Source organism: Streptomyces sp. NPDC049954 (assembly GCF_040656295.1).
GTDB lineage: Bacteria > Actinomycetota > Actinomycetes > Streptomycetales > Streptomycetaceae > Streptomyces.
In genome coordinates, this window is the sequence record NZ_JBFALS010000018.1 from 79,331 (window position 1) to 96,316 (window position 16,986).

The 16,986-nt window shown below is 71.6% G+C and carries 12 protein-coding genes and 1 pseudogene; 5 read left to right on the forward strand and 8 right to left on the reverse strand.

Annotated elements, in window-relative coordinates; genetic code table 11:
• Positions 1 to 268: 268 nt before the first annotated feature.
• Together AB0J21_RS30205 and AB0J21_RS30210 are read right to left on the reverse strand one after the other, a co-directional pair.
• Complete coding sequence (locus AB0J21_RS30205) at positions 269 to 1,192, reverse strand: MerR family transcriptional regulator (RefSeq protein WP_363149365.1); 924 nt, start codon at positions 1,190 to 1,192, stop codon at positions 269 to 271.
• A gap of 191 nt (positions 1,193 to 1,383) precedes the next feature.
• On the reverse strand, positions 1,384 to 3,456 hold the full coding sequence (locus AB0J21_RS30210) for an SDR family oxidoreductase (RefSeq protein ID WP_363149336.1): 2,073 nt from the start codon (positions 3,454 to 3,456) through the stop codon (positions 1,384 to 1,386).
• 255 nt (positions 3,457 to 3,711) lie between these two features.
• On the opposite strand from AB0J21_RS30210, the gene AB0J21_RS30215 reads away from it, so the two are divergent.
• From AB0J21_RS30215 to AB0J21_RS30235, 5 genes are all read left to right on the forward strand, one after another.
• Positions 3,712 to 4,761 (forward strand): ABC transporter ATP-binding protein, encoded by a 1,050-nt coding sequence (locus tag AB0J21_RS30215; RefSeq protein WP_363149366.1) that lies wholly within the window; start codon positions 3,712 to 3,714, stop codon positions 4,759 to 4,761.
• Positions 4,758 to 5,666, forward strand: a complete 909-nt coding sequence (locus AB0J21_RS30220; RefSeq protein WP_363149337.1) for an ABC transporter permease — start codon at positions 4,758 to 4,760, stop codon at positions 5,664 to 5,666. The genes AB0J21_RS30215 and AB0J21_RS30220 overlap by 4 nt, the downstream gene beginning before the upstream one ends.
• Positions 5,663 to 6,574: an ABC transporter ATP-binding protein gene (locus AB0J21_RS30225; RefSeq protein ID WP_363149338.1), complete on the forward strand. Its 912-nt coding sequence runs from the start codon at positions 5,663 to 5,665 to the stop codon at positions 6,572 to 6,574. The genes AB0J21_RS30220 and AB0J21_RS30225 overlap by 4 nt, the downstream gene beginning before the upstream one ends.
• 13 nt (positions 6,575 to 6,587) lie before the next feature.
• Entirely contained in the window at positions 6,588 to 7,310 is a 723-nt protein-coding gene (locus AB0J21_RS30230; protein WP_363149339.1) for an ABC transporter permease, read from the forward strand.
• Positions 7,311 to 7,475: 165 nt separating this feature from the next.
• The gene (locus AB0J21_RS30235; protein WP_363149340.1) at positions 7,476 to 7,928 is read left to right on the forward strand and encodes a hypothetical protein; all 453 of its coding nucleotides are present in this window, start codon (positions 7,476 to 7,478) and stop codon (positions 7,926 to 7,928) included.
• Positions 7,929 to 8,695: 767 nt separating this feature from the next.
• Here AB0J21_RS30235 and AB0J21_RS30240 read toward each other — a convergent pair.
• From AB0J21_RS30240 to AB0J21_RS30265, 6 genes and pseudogenes are all read right to left on the reverse strand, one after another.
• Positions 8,696 to 9,508, reverse strand: a pseudogene (locus tag AB0J21_RS30240) (HAD family hydrolase); the annotation flags it as partial.
• 275 nt (positions 9,509 to 9,783) lie between these two features.
• A complete protein-coding gene (gene serS / locus AB0J21_RS30245) occupies positions 9,784 to 11,061 on the reverse strand; it encodes a serine--tRNA ligase (protein WP_363149341.1) in 1,278 nt (425 codons plus the stop codon).
• A 1,044-nt stretch (positions 11,062 to 12,105) separates the two neighbouring features.
• Positions 12,106 to 13,380, reverse strand: coding sequence for an iron uptake transporter deferrochelatase/peroxidase subunit (gene efeB, locus AB0J21_RS30250; protein ID WP_363149342.1), 1,275 nt, complete (start codon positions 13,378 to 13,380; stop codon positions 12,106 to 12,108).
• A 5-nt stretch (positions 13,381 to 13,385) separates the two neighbouring features.
• On the reverse strand, positions 13,386 to 15,713 hold the full coding sequence (locus tag AB0J21_RS30255; protein ID WP_363149343.1) for a copper resistance protein CopC: 2,328 nt from the start codon (positions 15,711 to 15,713) through the stop codon (positions 13,386 to 13,388).
• Positions 15,714 to 15,723: 10 nt separating this feature from the next.
• Positions 15,724 to 16,290 (reverse strand): copper chaperone PCu(A)C, encoded by a 567-nt coding sequence (locus AB0J21_RS30260; RefSeq protein WP_363149344.1) that lies wholly within the window; start codon positions 16,288 to 16,290, stop codon positions 15,724 to 15,726.
• On the reverse strand, positions 16,287 to 16,973 hold the full coding sequence (locus AB0J21_RS30265) for an SCO family protein (RefSeq protein ID WP_363149345.1): 687 nt from the start codon (positions 16,971 to 16,973) through the stop codon (positions 16,287 to 16,289). Before AB0J21_RS30265 ends, AB0J21_RS30260 begins: the two co-directional genes overlap by 4 nt.
• Positions 16,974 to 16,986: the final 13 nt, after the last annotated feature.

The following is a 16,986-nucleotide window of genomic DNA, read 5'->3' on the forward strand; positions in this document are numbered from 1 at the left end:
CTGTACGGCTCGTGGGGCACGGACCGGGCGCCTTGTTGGCTCCGGATCCGGGTCTGTACGTCTGGTGGGACGCAGGTCGGCTTTGTGCGCCTCCTCGTGGGAACGGACCGTCATCGTGCGGTTCGAGAGACACGGATCGGCACCCCGATGAAGCGACCATGTGATCAGTCGTCCTGCTCCGTGTTCTGACCTCCCCCATTGGGACCAACAGGTTTGATCCACAGGTAACTGTGGTTATCCACAGGCTGATTGGCGGTTCTGTGGATAACTACCCTCCATCCTCGTTCAATTGGGCAACCTCGCTGTCTTTCGGCTGACTTGCCACCAAGGACTGCAAGGTCCTGTTGTGCACCTCTCGTTCGGCGGCTGCGGTGATGAACGCTGACACGCCCTCGTCGCCAACAAGACGACTGACAGCCTGAATTGTGTTCAGCGGAATCTGTACGTCCGGGTGTTTCGGTGGTGGCGCCACCGGGGCGTCCTGGCCCGTCACCCGGTCGAGGTGCTGCCGGGCGAATATCCGCATGGCCCGGGCGAGTTCGGCATCCACCGTGTGCTGGGCAAGGGGGCGCAGCCGTCTGATGAGCGCCGCGGCCTCGGCCGTGGCATCCTCGCTCACCTGGTTGTCCCCGAGGTAGCGGGCGAAGACGTGCTCGGTCGTGAACTGCAGGAAGCGGCTCGCCATGTACTCGACCTGGCCGCGCACCTCCCGCAAGTGGTCCGCCACAGAGCGCAGTCCGACACCTGCCGCCGACAATTCGACCGCGACAGCGAGTTCCTGGGGGCTCGGTACGCGGAACTCGTCCGTGCTGCCGGGAAGTCGCTCCAGTACGCCGAGGCCGATCGCGTCCTCCAGGGCCTCCTCGTCCAGACGGCCGCCGAAACGCTCACGCAGTTCCTCGCGCGTCACCCGCTCCGGCTGCTCCTCGGTCCACGGGCCCTCCACCTCCGCCGCGATCCCCAGCACTCCGCCGAGGCCCCGGCCGGTGTCCCACGCGTCGAGCAACTCCTTGATCGAGGCGAGCGAGTAGCCCCGTTCCAGCAGACCCGAGATGCGGTGCAGGCGGTCCAGATGCGCTCTCTCATACACGTTCGCCCGGCCACGCCGCTCGGGCCTGGGCAGCAGACCGCGGTCCTGGTACCCCCGTACGGTCCGCACCGTGAGGCCCGCGCGGGCGGCAAGCTCCTCGATGCGGTAGACGGATCTCGCCGGGGACGTCGGCGCGCCGGACGGCGGAGGCCCGGGCGCCGTGGCGGCAGGGCCCCCGGACGACTCACCGGAGGGAAGCCCGGGTGCCTCGGAAGCCGCGGTCCTGGACGCGTCGAGGGGGCTGGAGCCGTCCTCGGGCTGTTCGCCGGCGGAGTGGGCGTCGCGGGCCGCCGTCACAGCGGGGGCTCGATCCGGGCGAGGGCGCGGTGGGTCCTCGGGGCGTACCGGGCGAGCAGCTGGGCGCCGCGGGCCTCGGCGGTCACCGGGACCACCGCTTCGTTGCGCACGACCGCGCGGAGCACGGCGTCCGCGACCTTCTGAGGCGGGTAGTTCCGCAGACCGTAGAGGCGACTGGTGCGCTTCCGCAGCCGTTCCTGCTCGTCCTCGTCGACGCCGGTGAAGCGCGCGGCCGTCGTGATGCCGGTACGGACGGGGCCCGGGCAGATCGCGCTCACCCCGATGCCCCGGCCGGCGAGTTCGGCCCGGAGGCATTCGCTGAGCATGAGGACGGCGGCCTTCGAGGTGCTGTACGCGGGAAGGAAACGGGAGGGCTGGAAGGCCGCGGCCGAAGCCGTGTTGACGATGTGGCCGCCCTCGCCGCGCTCGGCCATCTGCGCGCCGAACAACCGGCAGCCGTGGATCACTCCCCAGAGGTTCGCGTCCAGCACGGCGCGCCACTCCTCGACCCCGGTGTCGAGGAAGGGGCCCGCGAGGCCGACCCCCGCGTTGTTCATGAGGACGTCGACCGTCCCGTAGGCGGAGGCGACCCGCTCGGCGAGCTTCTCCATGGCCCCGGCGTTCCCGACGTCCACCGCCTCCGCCCAGGCGTCCGGCGCTCCGGCGGACCGGGCGCGCTCGGCGACCGCGGTCGCCCCGGCGGCGTCCCTGTCGACCGCCACGACCCGCGCACCGGCCCGGGCGAAGGCGAGGGCGGTGGCCCGCCCGATCCCTCCGGCAGCTCCGGTGACCAGCACCAGCCGCCCGCCGAACCGCTCTTCGTGGACCAGCCGACGCCGTTCGTCCCTGCGTGCGCGGTCACTCCGTGGGCGGGCCTGACGCGGCGCGAGCGCTCGCGCGTTCGGGGTCGCTCCGCGCTCGCCGTCCGCTACCCCCTCGCCGCTCCCGTCTGCCCTGCCGCTCCCGCCGCTCCCGCCGCGCTCGCCGTCCGCGTCGTTCCCTTCCCCGCGCTGCTCCACCTCCGTGACGAAGTCGCTGATCCAGGTGGCGAGTCCGTCCGGCCGGGAGCGGGGGAGCCAGTGCTTGGCCGGGACGCTGCGGCGGCGCAGACCCTGCGGAGTCCACCGCGCCAGCTCGTCGTACAGCCGGGGGGACAGGAAGATGTCGCCGGTCGGGACGATCAACTGCACGGGGGCGTGAGCGAAGGCGTCCGGCCGGGGCCGGCGCAGCCGGGGGCGGATGTTGTCGCGGTAGAGCCACGCCCCGTGTGCCGCGTCCGCCGGAAGTGTGGGGGTCGGGTAGTCCTCGGCGGACAGCTTCTCCGCGCGCCGCAGCAGCTTGGGCCACTGCTTGCCCAGCGGGCCGCGCCACGCGAGCTCCGGCAGAACCGGCGTGTGCAGGGCGTAGATGTACCAGGACTTCGCGGCCTGACCGAGGAGTTGGGCCGCGGCACGGGGGGTGGGGTGGGCCAGGTGGCGCTGGAGCCAGTGCCCGAGGTGGTCGAGGGAGGGGCCCGAGATCGAGGTGAAGGACGCGATTCTGCCCTCCGTACGTCCCACGCTCGTGAACTCCCAGCCCTGGACGGAACCCCAGTCGTGGCCCACGAGATGCACAGGGCGTCCGGGACTGACCGCGTCGGCGACCGCCAGGAAGTCGTCCGTCAGCTTGGGAAGAGTGAACCCGCCGCGCAGGGGCCGCGGGACGGAGGACCGGCCGTGTCCCCGTACGTCGTACTGGACGACGTGGAAGCGGTGCGCGAGCCGCTCGGCGACCGGTGACCAGACCTCCTTCGAGTCCGGATAGCCGTGCACGAGCACGACGGTCGGACGTCGCGGGTCCCCGCGCTCCAGGACGCACAGCTCGATGCCGCCGGTCCGCACTCGGCGTTCCCGCGTGGCGGTAGCCCCCCGCGCGGCGGTGGCACCTCGTGCGGCGGTGGCACGGTGCTGCGCGACCGGCTCCGCGCGTGCGGGCGCACCCGCGTTCTCCTTGTCGTCTCTGTTGGCGCCCCTGCTGCCCCGGTCGTCGCCCCGCTCGCCGTTGTCGGCATCGCCGTCGTTCCCGTTCATGACGTTCCCCCTGTCGTCGGCCGGTTCCGGAAGGTGACATCAACGAATGTGACAATGCCCGGCGGTGACGTCAAGGCCCGTGCCCGGCCTGTGGATAAACCCGGACGGCCGGACGGCGGACGGCGCCCGGGATGGGCGGTGCGGGCGACCCGTAGGGGGTCCCTGGGGGGACCCGTAATACCGGGGAGGGAGGCGAAGACCGACCCGTGGGTTGATGCCGCATGTGGTCCGCGCCACTAACTTCGAAGCGTGACTGTGATCGCGACCGAAAGCCTGAGCAAGCGGTACCCCAAGGTGACCGCGCTTGACCGGCTCACGTTGGACGTCGGGCCCGGCGTGACCGGGCTCGTGGGCTCCAACGGCGCCGGCAAGTCCACTCTGATCAAGATTCTTCTGGGCCTGTCCCCGGCCACGGAGGGCAGCGCCTCCGTCCTCGGCCTGGACGTCGCCACCGAGGGCGACTCCATCCGGGCGCGTGTCGGCTACATGCCGGAGCACGACTGCCTGCCCCCCGACGTCTCGGCCACCGAGTTCGTGGTCCACATGGCGCGCATGTCGGGCCTGCCCGCCACAGCGGCCCGGGAGCGTACGGCCGACACCTTGCGCCACGTGGGGCTGTACGAGGAGCGGTACCGTCCGATGGGCGGTTACTCGACGGGGATGAAGCAGCGCGTCAAACTCGCGCAGGCCCTCGTCCACGACCCCGAACTCGTGTTCCTCGACGAGCCGACCAACGGGCTCGACCCGGTCGGCCGGGACGACATGCTCGGCCTCATCCGCCGGGTGCACAGCGAGTTCGGCATCTCCGTGCTGGTGACCTCGCACCTCCTCGGCGAACTGGAACGCACCTGCGACCACGTCGTGGTCGTCGACGGCGGAAAGCTCCTGCGCTCCAGCTCCACCAGCGACTTCACCCAGACCACCACGACGCTGGCGATCGAGGTGACCGACTCCGACGAACACCCCGACGGCACCCGTGCGCTGCGTGACGCGCTCGTCGTCGCGGGCGTCGCCGTCGACCCGGGCCCCGGCGAGCAAGGACTCCCGGGTGCCGGGCGCATCCTGCTCGTGGAGGCGTCCGGGGAGGAGACCTACGACGCGGTGCGTGACGCGGTCGTCGACCTGGGCCTGGGTCTGGTCCGGATGGAACAGCGACGCCACCGCATCGCCGAGGTCTTCCACAGCGAACACGCGGACGCGCGGACCGCGCCGGCGGGAGCCGTTCCGGGCCCGGCCGAGGCCACCGCCCCCCAGGCCCCGGCACAGGAGCCGACGGCCACCGCACAGGAGGTACGGTCCCGATGAGCACTCCCGCCAAGGCCAAGGCGCCGGCCCCCGGGGCCTCGACCATCCACGACATCGGCTACCGGCACTACACCGGGCCCCGCCTGGACCGGGCGGCCGCGCGCCGCGCGCTGTACGTCCAGTCGCTGCGCAGTTCCTTCGGGCTCGGGCGCTCCGCCAAGTCGAAGGTCCTGCCCGTCCTCCTGTTCGGCGTCATGGTCCTGGTCGCGGGCATCCTCGCCGCGGCCACCATCGTCGCCAAGCTCGACGACCTGCCCGTGGACTACACGCGCTACGCGATCGTCATGCAGGCCGTGATCGGCCTGTTCGTCGCCGCGCAGGCCCCCCAGGCCGTCTCGCACGATCTGCGTTTCCGCACGATGCCGCTGTACTTCTCGCGGCCCATCGGCCCCGTGGACTACGTGCGGGCCAAGTTCGCGGCGACCGCCACCGCGGTGTTCGTACTCACCGGTGTCCCGCTGCTCGTGATGTACATCGGGGCGCTGCTCGCCAAATTCGACTTCGCGGACCACACGAAGGGGTTCGCTCAGGGGCTGGTGTCCGTGGCGCTGCTCTCGCTTCTCTTCGCCGGGATCGGTCTCGTCGTCTCGGCGGTCACTCCGCGCCGCGGCTTCGGGGTCGCCGCGGTCATCGCCGTGCTCACCATCAGCTACGGGGCGGTGACGGCCCTCCAGGGGATCGCCTTCGAACAGGACAGCGCGAGCGCGATCAGCTGGATCGGCCTCTTCTCCCCCATCACGCTCATCGACGGGGTGCAGACGGCCTTCCTGGGCGCGTCCTCCGCCTATCCGGGCGGTCACGGCCCCTCGGCGGGAGCGGGCGTCGTGTTCCTCCTCCTCCTCCTCGGCCTGCTCGCCGCCTGCTACGGCCTGCTGCTGCGCCGCTACCGAAAGGCCACGCTGTGACCACGATCTCCATCGACCACGCCTCCCGCTGGTTCGGCAACGTGGTCGCCGTCAACGACGTCACCATGACCATCGGCCCGGGCGTCACCGGACTGCTCGGCCCGAACGGCGCGGGGAAGTCCACCCTGATCAACATGATGGCCGGTTTCCTCGCGCCCTCCGGGGGAGACGTCACCCTCGACGGCGCCAGGATCTGGCGCAACGAGGAGATCTACCGCGAGATCGGTCTCGTGCCGGAGCGGGAGGGGATGTACGACTTCCTCACCGGCCGCGAGTTCGTCGTCGCCAACGCCGAACTGCACGGTCTGGACGAGCAGGCCGCGGCGCGGGCCCTGGCCACGGTCGAGATGGAACACGCGCAGGACCGCAAGATCTCCACGTACAGCAAGGGCATGCGCCAGCGGGTCAAGATGGCCTCCGCCCTCGTGCACGAACCCTCGGTGCTCCTGCTCGACGAGCCCTTCAACGGAATGGACCCGCGTCAGCGCATGCAGCTCATGGAGCTGCTGCGACGCATGGGCGACGAGGGCCGGACCGTGCTGTTCTCCTCGCACATCCTCGAGGAGGTCGAGCAACTCGCCTCCCACATCGAGGTGGTGGTGGCGGGACGGCATGCGGCGAGCGGTGACTTCCGGCGCATCCGCCGGCTCATGACCGACCGCCCGCACCGCTACCTCGTGCGTTCCAGCGACGACCGGGTGCTCGCCGCCGCGCTGATCTCCGACCCGTCGACGGCGGGCATCGAGGTCGATCTCAAGGAGGGCGCCCTGCGGGTGCAGGCCGTGGACTTCGGCAGGTTCACGACGCTGCTGCCCCGGGTCGCCCGGGAGCACGGCGTGCGTCTGCTGGCCGTCTCCCCCTCCGACGAGTCGCTCGAATCCGTCTTCTCCTATCTCGTCGCGGCTTAAAGGAGTCCCAGCGATGTACGACCCCACGGTCGCCCGGCTCACCTACCGGGCGCTGCTCGGCCGCCGCCGGGCCCTCATCCTCTTCGCCCTACCGCTCCTCCTGCTCGTCATCGCCGTCGCCGCCCGCCTCTTCTCGGGGGCGGACGATCAGTCCGCCGTCGAGGTCCTGGGCAATTTCGGACTGGCCACGATGGTCCCGATCATCGGCGTCATCGCCGGGACCGGCGCGATCGGGCCGGAGATCGACGACGGCTCGGTGCTGTATCTCCTCGCGAAGCCCGTCAAGCGGCCCACGATCATCCTGACCAAGCTGATCGTGGCGATCGCCGTCACCATGGCCTTCTCCGCGATCCCCACCCTGATCGCCGGATTCGTCCTCAACGGCAACGGCCAGCAGATCGCCGTGGCCTACACGGTCGCGGCGCTCGTCGCCTCCATCGCCTACGCCGCGATCTTCCTGCTGCTCGGCACGGTGACCCGGCACGCGGTGGTGTTCGGCCTGGTCTACGCGCTGGTATGGGAGGCGCTGTTCGGCTCCCTCGTTCCCGGTGCCCGCACCCTGAGCGTGCAGCAGTGGTCGCTGTCGCTGGCGGAGCGCATCGCGGGTGGCGACCTGATCAGCTCGGACGTCGGTCTTCCGCTCTCCGTGGTCCTGCTGGCCGCGGTCACGGGCCTCGCCACCTGGTACGCGGGCCAGAAGCTGCGCACGCTGAAGCTGGCCGCCGGGGAGGGGTGAGCGGCCGGCGACGGCTGGGCGGGCGGACAGACGGGTCCGGGCTCTCGGGAGCGGGCCTCGTCGGCTTCCTCCGCAGCGCGGGACACTGGACAAAAGGGGCGGAAGCCTTCGAGGTCCGCCCACCCCCGCCGTACGGACGTACGGATTCGTGAGGAGCGGGTGCTCATGGACAGACCGCAGGACAGGGACCGGGAGGGCCCGGGAGCGCAGGGCGGCCAGGGCGGCCAGCCCGACCAGTGCGACCAGCGCGACCAGGGTGAGCCGGAGCCGGTTGCCGGTCCCGGTGACGAGGGCTCCGCAGCTGCGGGGACCGGGCCGGAAGCCGATGAGGGCCGCGATCCCGATTCTGGTGAGGACCGAGACCGGGACCGGGATCGGGATCGGGACGTGGACCCGGACTGGGATCTGGGCGAGTTCGACATGGACTTCGTCCGTGAGGCGCAGACCGTCGAGCCCTCGGCCCGGGCCCGCATGCTGGCGGCGCGCTGGCGTCGCGAGGGTGGTCCCCCCGATCCGGAACCCTGGCGCGCCGACGACCCTCCGGCGGGCTGGTTCTGGGGCCGCGCCCGTCGTTCCCGTCGCCGTCGTCGCCGACGAGACGGTGGGGACGGCGGATGAACGGGTACGCCGGGCGCAGCCAGCCAGCCAGCCAGCCAGCCAGCCAGCCAGCCAGCCAGCCAGCCAGCCAGCCGCGCGGGCGGGCGGGCGCGTGGAGGCCGGAGGCAGCCGGGCCCGGAAAGTGACGGCGCGGCGAGGTGATCGGACCGGGGAGCGGCCCGATCGGCAGCTGATCCGGCCGGAGGATTGGCCGGATCGAGGACAGTCCGGCCGAGAGCCGAGAGCCGAGAGCCGAGAGCCGAGAGCCGAGAGCCGAGAGCCGAGAGCCGAGAGCCGAGAGCCGAGAGCCGAGAGCCGGGAGCGGGCCGGTCGGCCGACGCGCGTCGCCCGCGGCCGAGGGGTGAAAGACGGCTCGTAAATGGCTGGCCAACCAACCCCGGAAAGGGCACAGTTGTTCGTGTCGGACGCCACCACCGGTGTCCGGCCGTCCACGGGGTGTGGAGCGAGGAACGACGCCTTCGGGCAGTCCGTCGCGCTCCCGGCAGGACGGCTGACGGCCGAGCGCTCCGGAGCAGACCACCTCCACTCCGTCGAGCGCCGCCGGGCTGTCCGGGGCGGCCCTCAGGCGCGCTGAGCGCCCACGGCCGCCCACCCCCTGGAGGCTTCCCCGGTCGGCTCCGTACGCCTGAGCCGTCGAGGCAGTGACCGTCGCGGCGGTCGGCCCCTGTGGCGCCAGCCGCCGAAGCGTTGGCCGCCGGGCGTCACCGCCGGGACAGGGTGACGCGCCGGGGCGTCACCGCCGGGACCGGGCGACCGCACCGGGTCTTTCAGCGGGTGAGCCGGTGCTCGGCGAGGAGTCGCTCCAGGACCACGGCGATCCCGTCGTCGGCGTTGGAGAGGGTGATCTCGTCGGCCACGGCCTTCAGCTCCGGATGGGCGTTGGCCATGGCCACGCCGTGGGCGGCCCAGCCGAACATCGGCAGGTCGTTGGGCATGTCGCCGAAGGCGACGGTCTCGACGGCCTTCACCCCGAGCCTGCGGGCGGCGAGCGAGAGCCCCGTGGCCTTGGACAGGCCGAGCGGCAGCACCTCGACGATGCCCTCGCCCGCCATCGTGACGCCGACCAGGTCGCCTGCGGCCTCCCGGGCGGCGCGGGTGAGTTCGTCGGCGTCCAGGCCGGGGTGCTGGAGGTAGACCTTGTTGATCGGGGCGGCCCACAGCTGGGCCGTGTCCTCCAGCGGGACGGAGTCCAGTCCCCCCTGCACGAGATAGCCCGGGCCGACGACCACGTCGCCGTCCAGTCCGTCACGGCTCACCGCGAGGGACAGCGGACCGGTGGCCGCCTCGATCTTCTCCAGCGCGAGCCGCGCGAGTTCCCGGTCGAGCGTGACGGAGGTCAGCAGCCGGTCCTGCCCCGCGTCGTACACCTGCGAACCCTGTGCGCACACGGCGAGGCCCTCGTAGTCCAGGTCGTCGAGGATGCGCCGGGTCCAGGGCACGGCCCTGCCCGTCACGACGATGTGGGCCGCACCGGCGGCGGCGGCCGAGGCGAGCGCCGCCCGGGTCCGGGGGGACACGGTGTCGTCGGGACGCAGCAGGGTTCCGTCGAGGTCGGTCGCGACGAGCCGGTACGGGAAACCCCCGCCGCCTGCACTCGGCCCGGCCCCCGCTTCCGCAGCGGTGCGCGAGCCCGCGGTGCCCCCCGCAGGCGACGTGGCCGCCTCGGTGAAGGCGCGGGCCGCGCGGGTCCCGGCGACGAAGGAACCCGAGGCCAGGACGTCGCCGTGGGCGGGCACACCGGAGCGGAAAGGCTCCGAGTCGGCCTGTCCCTCGGGGAACTGGCCGCTCGGGACGTTGCCGGGGGCGGACCCCGGACCGGAACGTGCCGGGCCGGGGGCGCCCGGGGAGGCTGGACTCACTTGGCGACGGGCTCCAGGATCTCGCGGCCGCCGAGGAACGGCCGCAGGACCTCGGGCACCCGTACGGAGCCGTCGGCCTGCTGGTGGTTCTCCAGGAGGGCCACGATCGTGCGCGGGACGGCGCACAGCGTGCCGTTCAGCGTCGCGAGCGGGCGGACGGACTTGCCGTCGCGCATGCGGATCGACAGCCGACGCGCCTGGAACTCGGTGCAGTCCGAGGTCGAGGTCAGCTCGCGGTACTTGCCCTGCGTGGGAATCCACGCCTCGCAGTCGAACTTGCGCGCCGCCGAGGACCCGAGGTCACCGGTCGCCACGTCGATGACGCGGAACGGCAGTTCCAGCGAGGTCAGCCACTGCTTCTCCCAGTCCAGGAGGCGCTGGTGCTCGGCCTCGGAGTCCGCCGGGTCGACGTACGAGAACATCTCGACCTTGTCGAACTGGTGGACACGGAAGATGCCGCGGGTGTCCTTGCCGTGCGAACCGGCCTCGCGACGGAAGCACGGCGAGAAGCCCGCGTAGCGCAGCGGCAGCCGGTCGGCTTCGATGATCTCGTCCATGTGGTAACCGGCGAGCGCGACCTCGGAGGTGCCGACGAGGTACAGGTCGTCCTTCTCCAGGTGGTAGACGTCCTGGGCCGCCTGGCCGAGGAAGCCGGTGCCCTCCATGGCCTGCGGGCGCACCAGGGCCGGCGTCAGCATGGGGGTGAAACCGGCGGCGGTGGCCTGGGCGATCGCCGCGTTGACGAGGGCCAGCTCCAGCAGCGCGCCGATGCCGGTGAGGTAGTAGAAGCGCGAACCGGAGACCTTGGCGGCGCGCTCCACGTCGACGGCGCCCAGCAGGTGACCCAGCTCCAGGTGGTCCTTCGGGGTGAACCCCTCGGCGCCGAAGTCACGGATCTCGCCGTGCGTCTCCAGCAGCGCGAAGTCCTCCTCGCCGCCCACCGGTACGGAGGGGTGGACGAGGTTGCCGAGCCGGCCGAGCAGCTCCTGGGTCGCGGCGGCGGCCTCGTCGCGCTCGCTGTCCGCTGCCTTGACGGCGGCGGACAGCTCACCGGCCTTCTTCAGCAGCTCCTGCTTCTCCTCCCCGGCGGCCTTGGGGATGAGCTTGCCGAGCTGCTTCTGCTCGGCCCGCAGCTCGTCGAAGCGGAGCCCGGACGACCTTCGGCGCTCGTCGGCGGAGAGGAGGGAGTCGACGAGGCCGACGTCCTCACCTCGGGCGCGCTGGGAGGCGCGGACACGGTCGGGGTCCTCACGGAGCAGGCGAAGGTCAATCACCCTTCAAGGCTACCGGTGCGTGCTCGCGGCACACGACCCGATATGGGGCTGCGCCCGCCATGTCCTCGCGGAACCGTGATGCGGCGGAGCCGAAAATGGGGGAAATAGGCGATTTGCCTGATTGGCGCGAATCGACTTCGTGGGAAATGTGCATCGGAAGGTGCGGGCGCGTAGCTTCACCCGCGTGGCGATCTCCGGATGACTCCCGGGTTGCCGACCAGGAGGTTTTGTGCCGATTCGGGGCTTTCGCGGTGTGATGTGGGGTCCGGGTGCGCGGTGGCCGTCAAGGGGAGAGTGTCTCATTACCTGGAACGGACTATTCCGCTCGGGTGGGATTGACGGATGGGATTGACCCTCGGGACTGCCTTTTCTCCCGGCTCGCTGGGAAAGGCGGCGCGCGCTGACGCGCGTGCTGTGAGGCTCGTGAGGCGGTGCGGCAGGGGCGCGGGATGGGCGTGACGCGCCATGGTGCGGAGGGTTGTGCGGCCTGGAAGGGCTCTGGCGGCCGCCTGGAGCGCGATGTTTTCCACAGGTGGACGCGGTTCGGTGAAGTTATCCACAGGCTGTGCGAGGTATCTGTGGATGTCGGAATGGGGCGTTCCGAATCCACCCGTTAGTCCTGAAGATTTCCCTTGCGAAACCTTGCGAGGGCCCCCTTTCGGGTGGAAATTGGCCTGCCCATAGAGTCGATCAAGGGAAATGCCGTCGGGAACCGTGGGGAACGGGCTGGACGGGGGCGGAAACGGCTGTGGACGGACTGGGGTCTGTAGGGCGATTTGTCGACCATGTCGGGATAGCTTGTCGACTTGTCCCCAGGTCGAGAACCGGTCCTGTGGATAACTCTGTGGACAACGGCGTCCCTCGCCGACTTGGCGCTGGTCCGCCCTGGGCCGGGGCGCCGGACCGGTCGCGTGTGCCGGCGGCCGGCCGCCGGTTCATCCCCGGTTCACCACCGGTTCGCGTGTTGTCCCGTCGGCCGCTCCGTGGCCCGCCGTTGGCTCGCTGCCGAGCGGGAGCGGCGGATGAGCCCTCGGCCCGCCGTCCTCAACCCTCCAGCAGTGGCTGCCCGACGTACTCCCCCTTCGCCGCCCCGCCGGGCACGGCGAAGAGTCCGCTCGCCTCGTGCCGGATGTACTCGGACAAGGCGTCGCCCCGGTCGAGCTTGCGCTGGACGGGCACGAAGCCGGTCAGTGGATCGGACTGCCAGCAGATGAACAGCAGCCCGGCGTCCGGCACTCCGTCCGCGTCGATTCCGTCGTGGTACGAGAAGGGGCGGCGCAGCATCGCCGCCCCACCGTTCTGGTCGGGCCGGGTGATCCGGGCGTGGGCGTTGAGCGGGACGACGAGGTTCCCGTTCTTCCCGGTGGCTTCCAGGTCCGGTTCGCTGGTCTCGGTACCACCGGTGAGCGGGGCCCCGGTGGACTTGCGTCGCCCTATGACCTGCTCCTGCCGGGGCACGGGGAGTTTCTCCCAGTCGTCGAGAAGCATCCGGATCCGCCGTACGACCGCGTAGGAACCGTTCCGCATCCACTCCGGGGCGGAGTCGGCGGGGACGAACACGCGCTGCGCGAAGTCCTTGTCCCGCGGTGCGGGGTTGCCGGTGCCGTCGATCTGGCCCATGAGGTTGCGTGTCGTCCTGGGCCGGTCGGTGGCCCCCGGAGATCGGTTGAAGCCATTCATCTGCCAGCGCACGCGCGCCGTGCCGTGGGCGTCCTTCTGGACGGCGCGCAGGGCGTGGAAGGCGACGAGGGCGTCGTCCGCCCCGATCTGCACCCACAGGTCGCCGTTGCTGCGCTTCGCGTCGAGATGATCGGAGGAGAAGTCCGGCAGCGGATCGAGGGAGGCCGGCCGCTGCTTTTGTAGGCCGGTCCGGGTGAAGAAGCTGTGTCCGAAGCCGAAAGTCACGGTCAGCCCGGAGGGGCCCGCGTCGAGGGCGATCCCGGTGTCGTGACCTCCTGCGGCGGCGGGCTCTCCGGCCATCAGGTCTGCCGCCGTGCTCGACCAGCGGCGCAGCAGCGCGGCGGCCTCCCGGCGTCCCGTCCCCGCGATCAGGTCGAAGGCGATCAGATGGCCCTTGGCCTGGAGCGGGGTGGTGATGCCCGGCTGATGTTTCACGTGAAACATCGCCCGTCGGGTGCCCAGTTCCGTCAAAGCCGGGGTGGCGTCCCCTCCCTTCCCTTCGCCGGAGGGGGCGAGGGCGTAGCCGACCCCGCCCCCGACGGCGCCGAGAGCGAGCCCGGTCGCTCCCGCCGTGCCGAGCAGTCGGCGGCGGGTCAGGGAGGGGGCGGGGGACTCGGCAGCGGGCTGCTGCTCAGTCATGTCGTTCAGCCGATCTTTGCGGTCTTGTCCACGGTGACCTGGTCGATGTCGGAAGTGCGGACGGTGATGGCGACCTGCCAGTTCCCGGCCATGGGGATCTGCACCTGGTCGGCACTCCAGTGTCCGGCGGCGATGTGGTCGGCAGTGACGTCCAGAGGTCCGAGGTTCTTCTCCGGCAGGGTCAGGGTGACCTTGATCTCCGGGACGTCGTACGCGGAGCCGTCCGGCTTCTCGACGTAGAGGTGCAGCGCGTTGTCGCCCTGGCGACCCGGGTCGATGTCGAGAAGGACGGTGCCGGTGCCCTTCTCGCCGCCCGTGTCGAAGGGGATCTTCAGGGAGACGGGCTCGTTCCGGGCGCTGCTGGAGGCGGAGGTCGAGGCGGCGGCCTGTTCCTCCGTGCGGCCGGGTTCCGTCGTGGTGAGGACCGTGGTGACGGCGAGCAGCACCACGGCGATGCCGGCCTCGGCGAGTACCGAGCGGCGCAGTCCGGACCGGATCAGGTCACCGTCCCGGACCCGCTTCACCTTGGCGCTCGCGACGGCCGCCCGCTGCCGGGCGAGTTGAGCTGCGCGGACCGGGTCGGTGGCGGCTCCGCCGGAGCCTTCGGCGCGCTCCGTTCCCTCTGTGGCCTCCGTGGCCTCTGCGTTCTTCGCGCTCTCCGCGTCGTCCGAGGTGGTTCCGGCGGTCTCCGGGGAGTCGACGGACTTCTCCGCAGGGGCAGGGGCAGGGGCAGGGGCAGGGGCAGGGGCAGGGGAAGTGGCGTCGGCGTTGGCACCGGCACCGGCAGGCGCGGCGGTGCGCGTGGCCTGCCCGGTGGGCCCGGCGGACTGGGTGGGTACGACGGGCGCGGTACCCGTCGTCGCGTCCTCCTCGGCGACCCCGAGGCTCTCCGTGTTCCCGGAAGCCCCGGAAGCCCCGGAAGCCCCGGAAGCCCCGGTGGCCTGGGAGTTTCCCGGGCTCTCGGAGCCCGTCTCGCCGAGTCGGGCCGTCCAGCGCCGGGAGAAGAAGGCGACGGCCACCAGGACGGCGACCAGGCCGACCTTGACGAGGAGGAGCTGGCCGTACGAGGTGCCGGTGAGCGCCGACCAGGAGCCGACCTGTCGCCAGGACTGGTAGAGCCCCGTCGCCGCGAGCAGCAGGACGCTCACGAAGGCGACCCGGGAGAAGCGCCGTACGGCCTCCCGTTCCACCGACGGGTCCCGGTAGAGCGCGACCAGCAGCGTCGTCAGCCCGCCCAGCCACGCGGCCACGGACAGGAGGTGCAGGACGTCCACGGGCATCGCCAGCCGGGCCTGGACACCCACCGACGCGTGCTCGGCGAGCGCCCAGGTCGCGGCGAGCCCGGCCGCGACGACGGCCCCGCCGATCGAGAGACCGAAGGTGAGGTCCTTCTTCTCCTGGGGGTCCTCGCGGTGTGCGTACGTGCCGAACAGCATCGCGACGAACAGCGCGGACACGGCGAGCAGCAGGAGCCGGGAGACGAGAGCCGCGCCCGGCTTGGTATGGAGCACGTCGCCGAGCGCCCCCAGGTCGAGGACGTCGGAGAGTTTCCCGGAACTCGTGTAGGAACCGCGCAGCAGGAGCAGCGCGAGGGTCGAGCCGGTGAGGGCGACCCAGCCGTAGACGACGAGTCGCTGTACGGCCCGCACCCGCGCCCCGCGCCGCCAGCAGCCGAGGACGAAGGCGACGCCACCGACGAGGACGACGTAGCCGGCGTACGACAGGTAGCGGCCGATGTCGTACAGGACGCCGACGGCTCCGCCGCCGGCCTTGGTCTGCGGGAGGGCGGCGCTCGTCTTCGAGGGCGCCCCGACGGAGAAGGTGTAGGCGCCGGAGACGGGGTGGCTGTCGGCGGAGACGACCTGGTAGGCGACGGTGAAGGTGCCGTCCGGGAGCCCGGCGTGCAGCTCCACCGCGTACCGGGCGCCCGAGCCGTCGGTGAGCGTCGTGAGCTTCCCGGTGTCCACGCGCCGTCCGTCGGGGTCGAGGACCCGGACGGCGTCGTCGGACGCGGCGATCTTCTCGGAGAAGGTCAGGGTGACCTGGCGGGGGGCGGTGTCCACGACGGCGCCCTGTTTCGGGTCGCTGCCTATGAGCGCCGCGTGCGCCGAGGCGGGCGCGGCCCCGCCGAGCACGACGCCGAGGGCCGCCGCGAGGGTGGCCAGCAGGAGCGCCAGCCGGGCCCGTGTCCGGTGCGCGCCCCCGCCCACGCCGGGCGCCGCGTCGGCGCCGGGACGTCCTGCGGTGTGTGGTCGTCCGGTCGGCGCGGTCGCCGGAGCGGTCGCTCCCCCGAGGGAGGACGGGTTCACGCGGAGTGGTGCGGGGTGGCGCATCGGTGACTCCTCACTGGTGGTGTCCCGCCTTGGGGGGCTGGTACGTCGTCTCCTTCACCGGGAGAACGGCCTTGACCGTGCCGGACGTGGCGAAGTGGAGGGTCACGGTCACCTTCTCGCCGAGTGCGGGCTTGTGGCTGAGCCCGTCGAACATGAGGTGGTTGCCGCCTCGTTCGAAGTCGAGGGTCCCGTGTGCGGGCACGGCGAAGGACTTCCGCTCGCGCATCGTGCCGCCCGACGTGCTGTGCAGCGTCACGTCCTTGGAGAGCTCGCTGGTCACCGAGGTGAGCCGGTCCGCGCTGCCGCCGGAGTTGTGGACGAGCAGGAACCCGGCCGCCATGGACCCGGTGACCGGTTGCGGCATGAAGCCTCCGCTGACGCTGAGACGCGGGGTGCTCGTGCCGCCCGCACCGTTGTCGCCGGGGGCGTCGTCGGAACCGCATCCGGCGAGGACGACGGCCGAGGCGAGGGCGAGGCCCGCCGCGACGACGGCCCGCGCCCGCCGCCACTCCCGCTCCGCGAGGTGTTCCTTCCGCTCCGTGGTGGGTTCGGGTCCCGCGGTGTGCCGGGGGCTCACGGTGTCCGGCCCTGGACGAGCTTCGGCAGGTCCTTGGTGTAGTCCTGGGCGGTCGCGTCCTCCCCGTACAGCACGTATCCCTTGTCGGTCTTCGGGGAGAAGGCCACGACCTGGGTGCCGTGCGTCGAGACGGTCCTGCCTTCCTTGTCCTTGTGCGGGGGCTCGATGCTGATGCCCAGCTGGCGGGCGCTCGCCTGGATGGTGTCGAAGTCGCCGGTGAGGCCGGTGAAGTCGGGGTCCTGGCCCTTGAGCCAGGAGCCGAGGGCCTTGGGGGTGTCCCGTTCCGGGTCGGTGGTGACGAAGACGACCTGGAGCTTCTCGCGTTCGGCCGCGGGCAGTTTCTTCGCGGCGACCGCGATGTTGCTCATGGTCAGCGGGCAGACGTCGGGGCAGTTGGTGTACCCGAAGTACAGGAGCGTCGGCTTGCCCGCGGTCTCCTTCCGCAGGTCGTACTTCTTGCCGGCGGTGTCGGTGAGGACCACGTCGGGCTTGGTGAAGGGCTGGTCGAGCACGGTCGCCGGCTTCTGCGAGCCGCTGTCGACCGACACATCGGCCACGGCGGCGTCGTCCTTCTTGCCGTCGTCCCCGCCACAGGCGGTCAGGGTCAGGGAGGCGGCGGCCAGCAGCGAGGCGGCCAGCAGGCTCTGCTTGCGGAGGCGGCCGCGGAGGGGGGTGGTGCGCATGACGGAGAGTCCC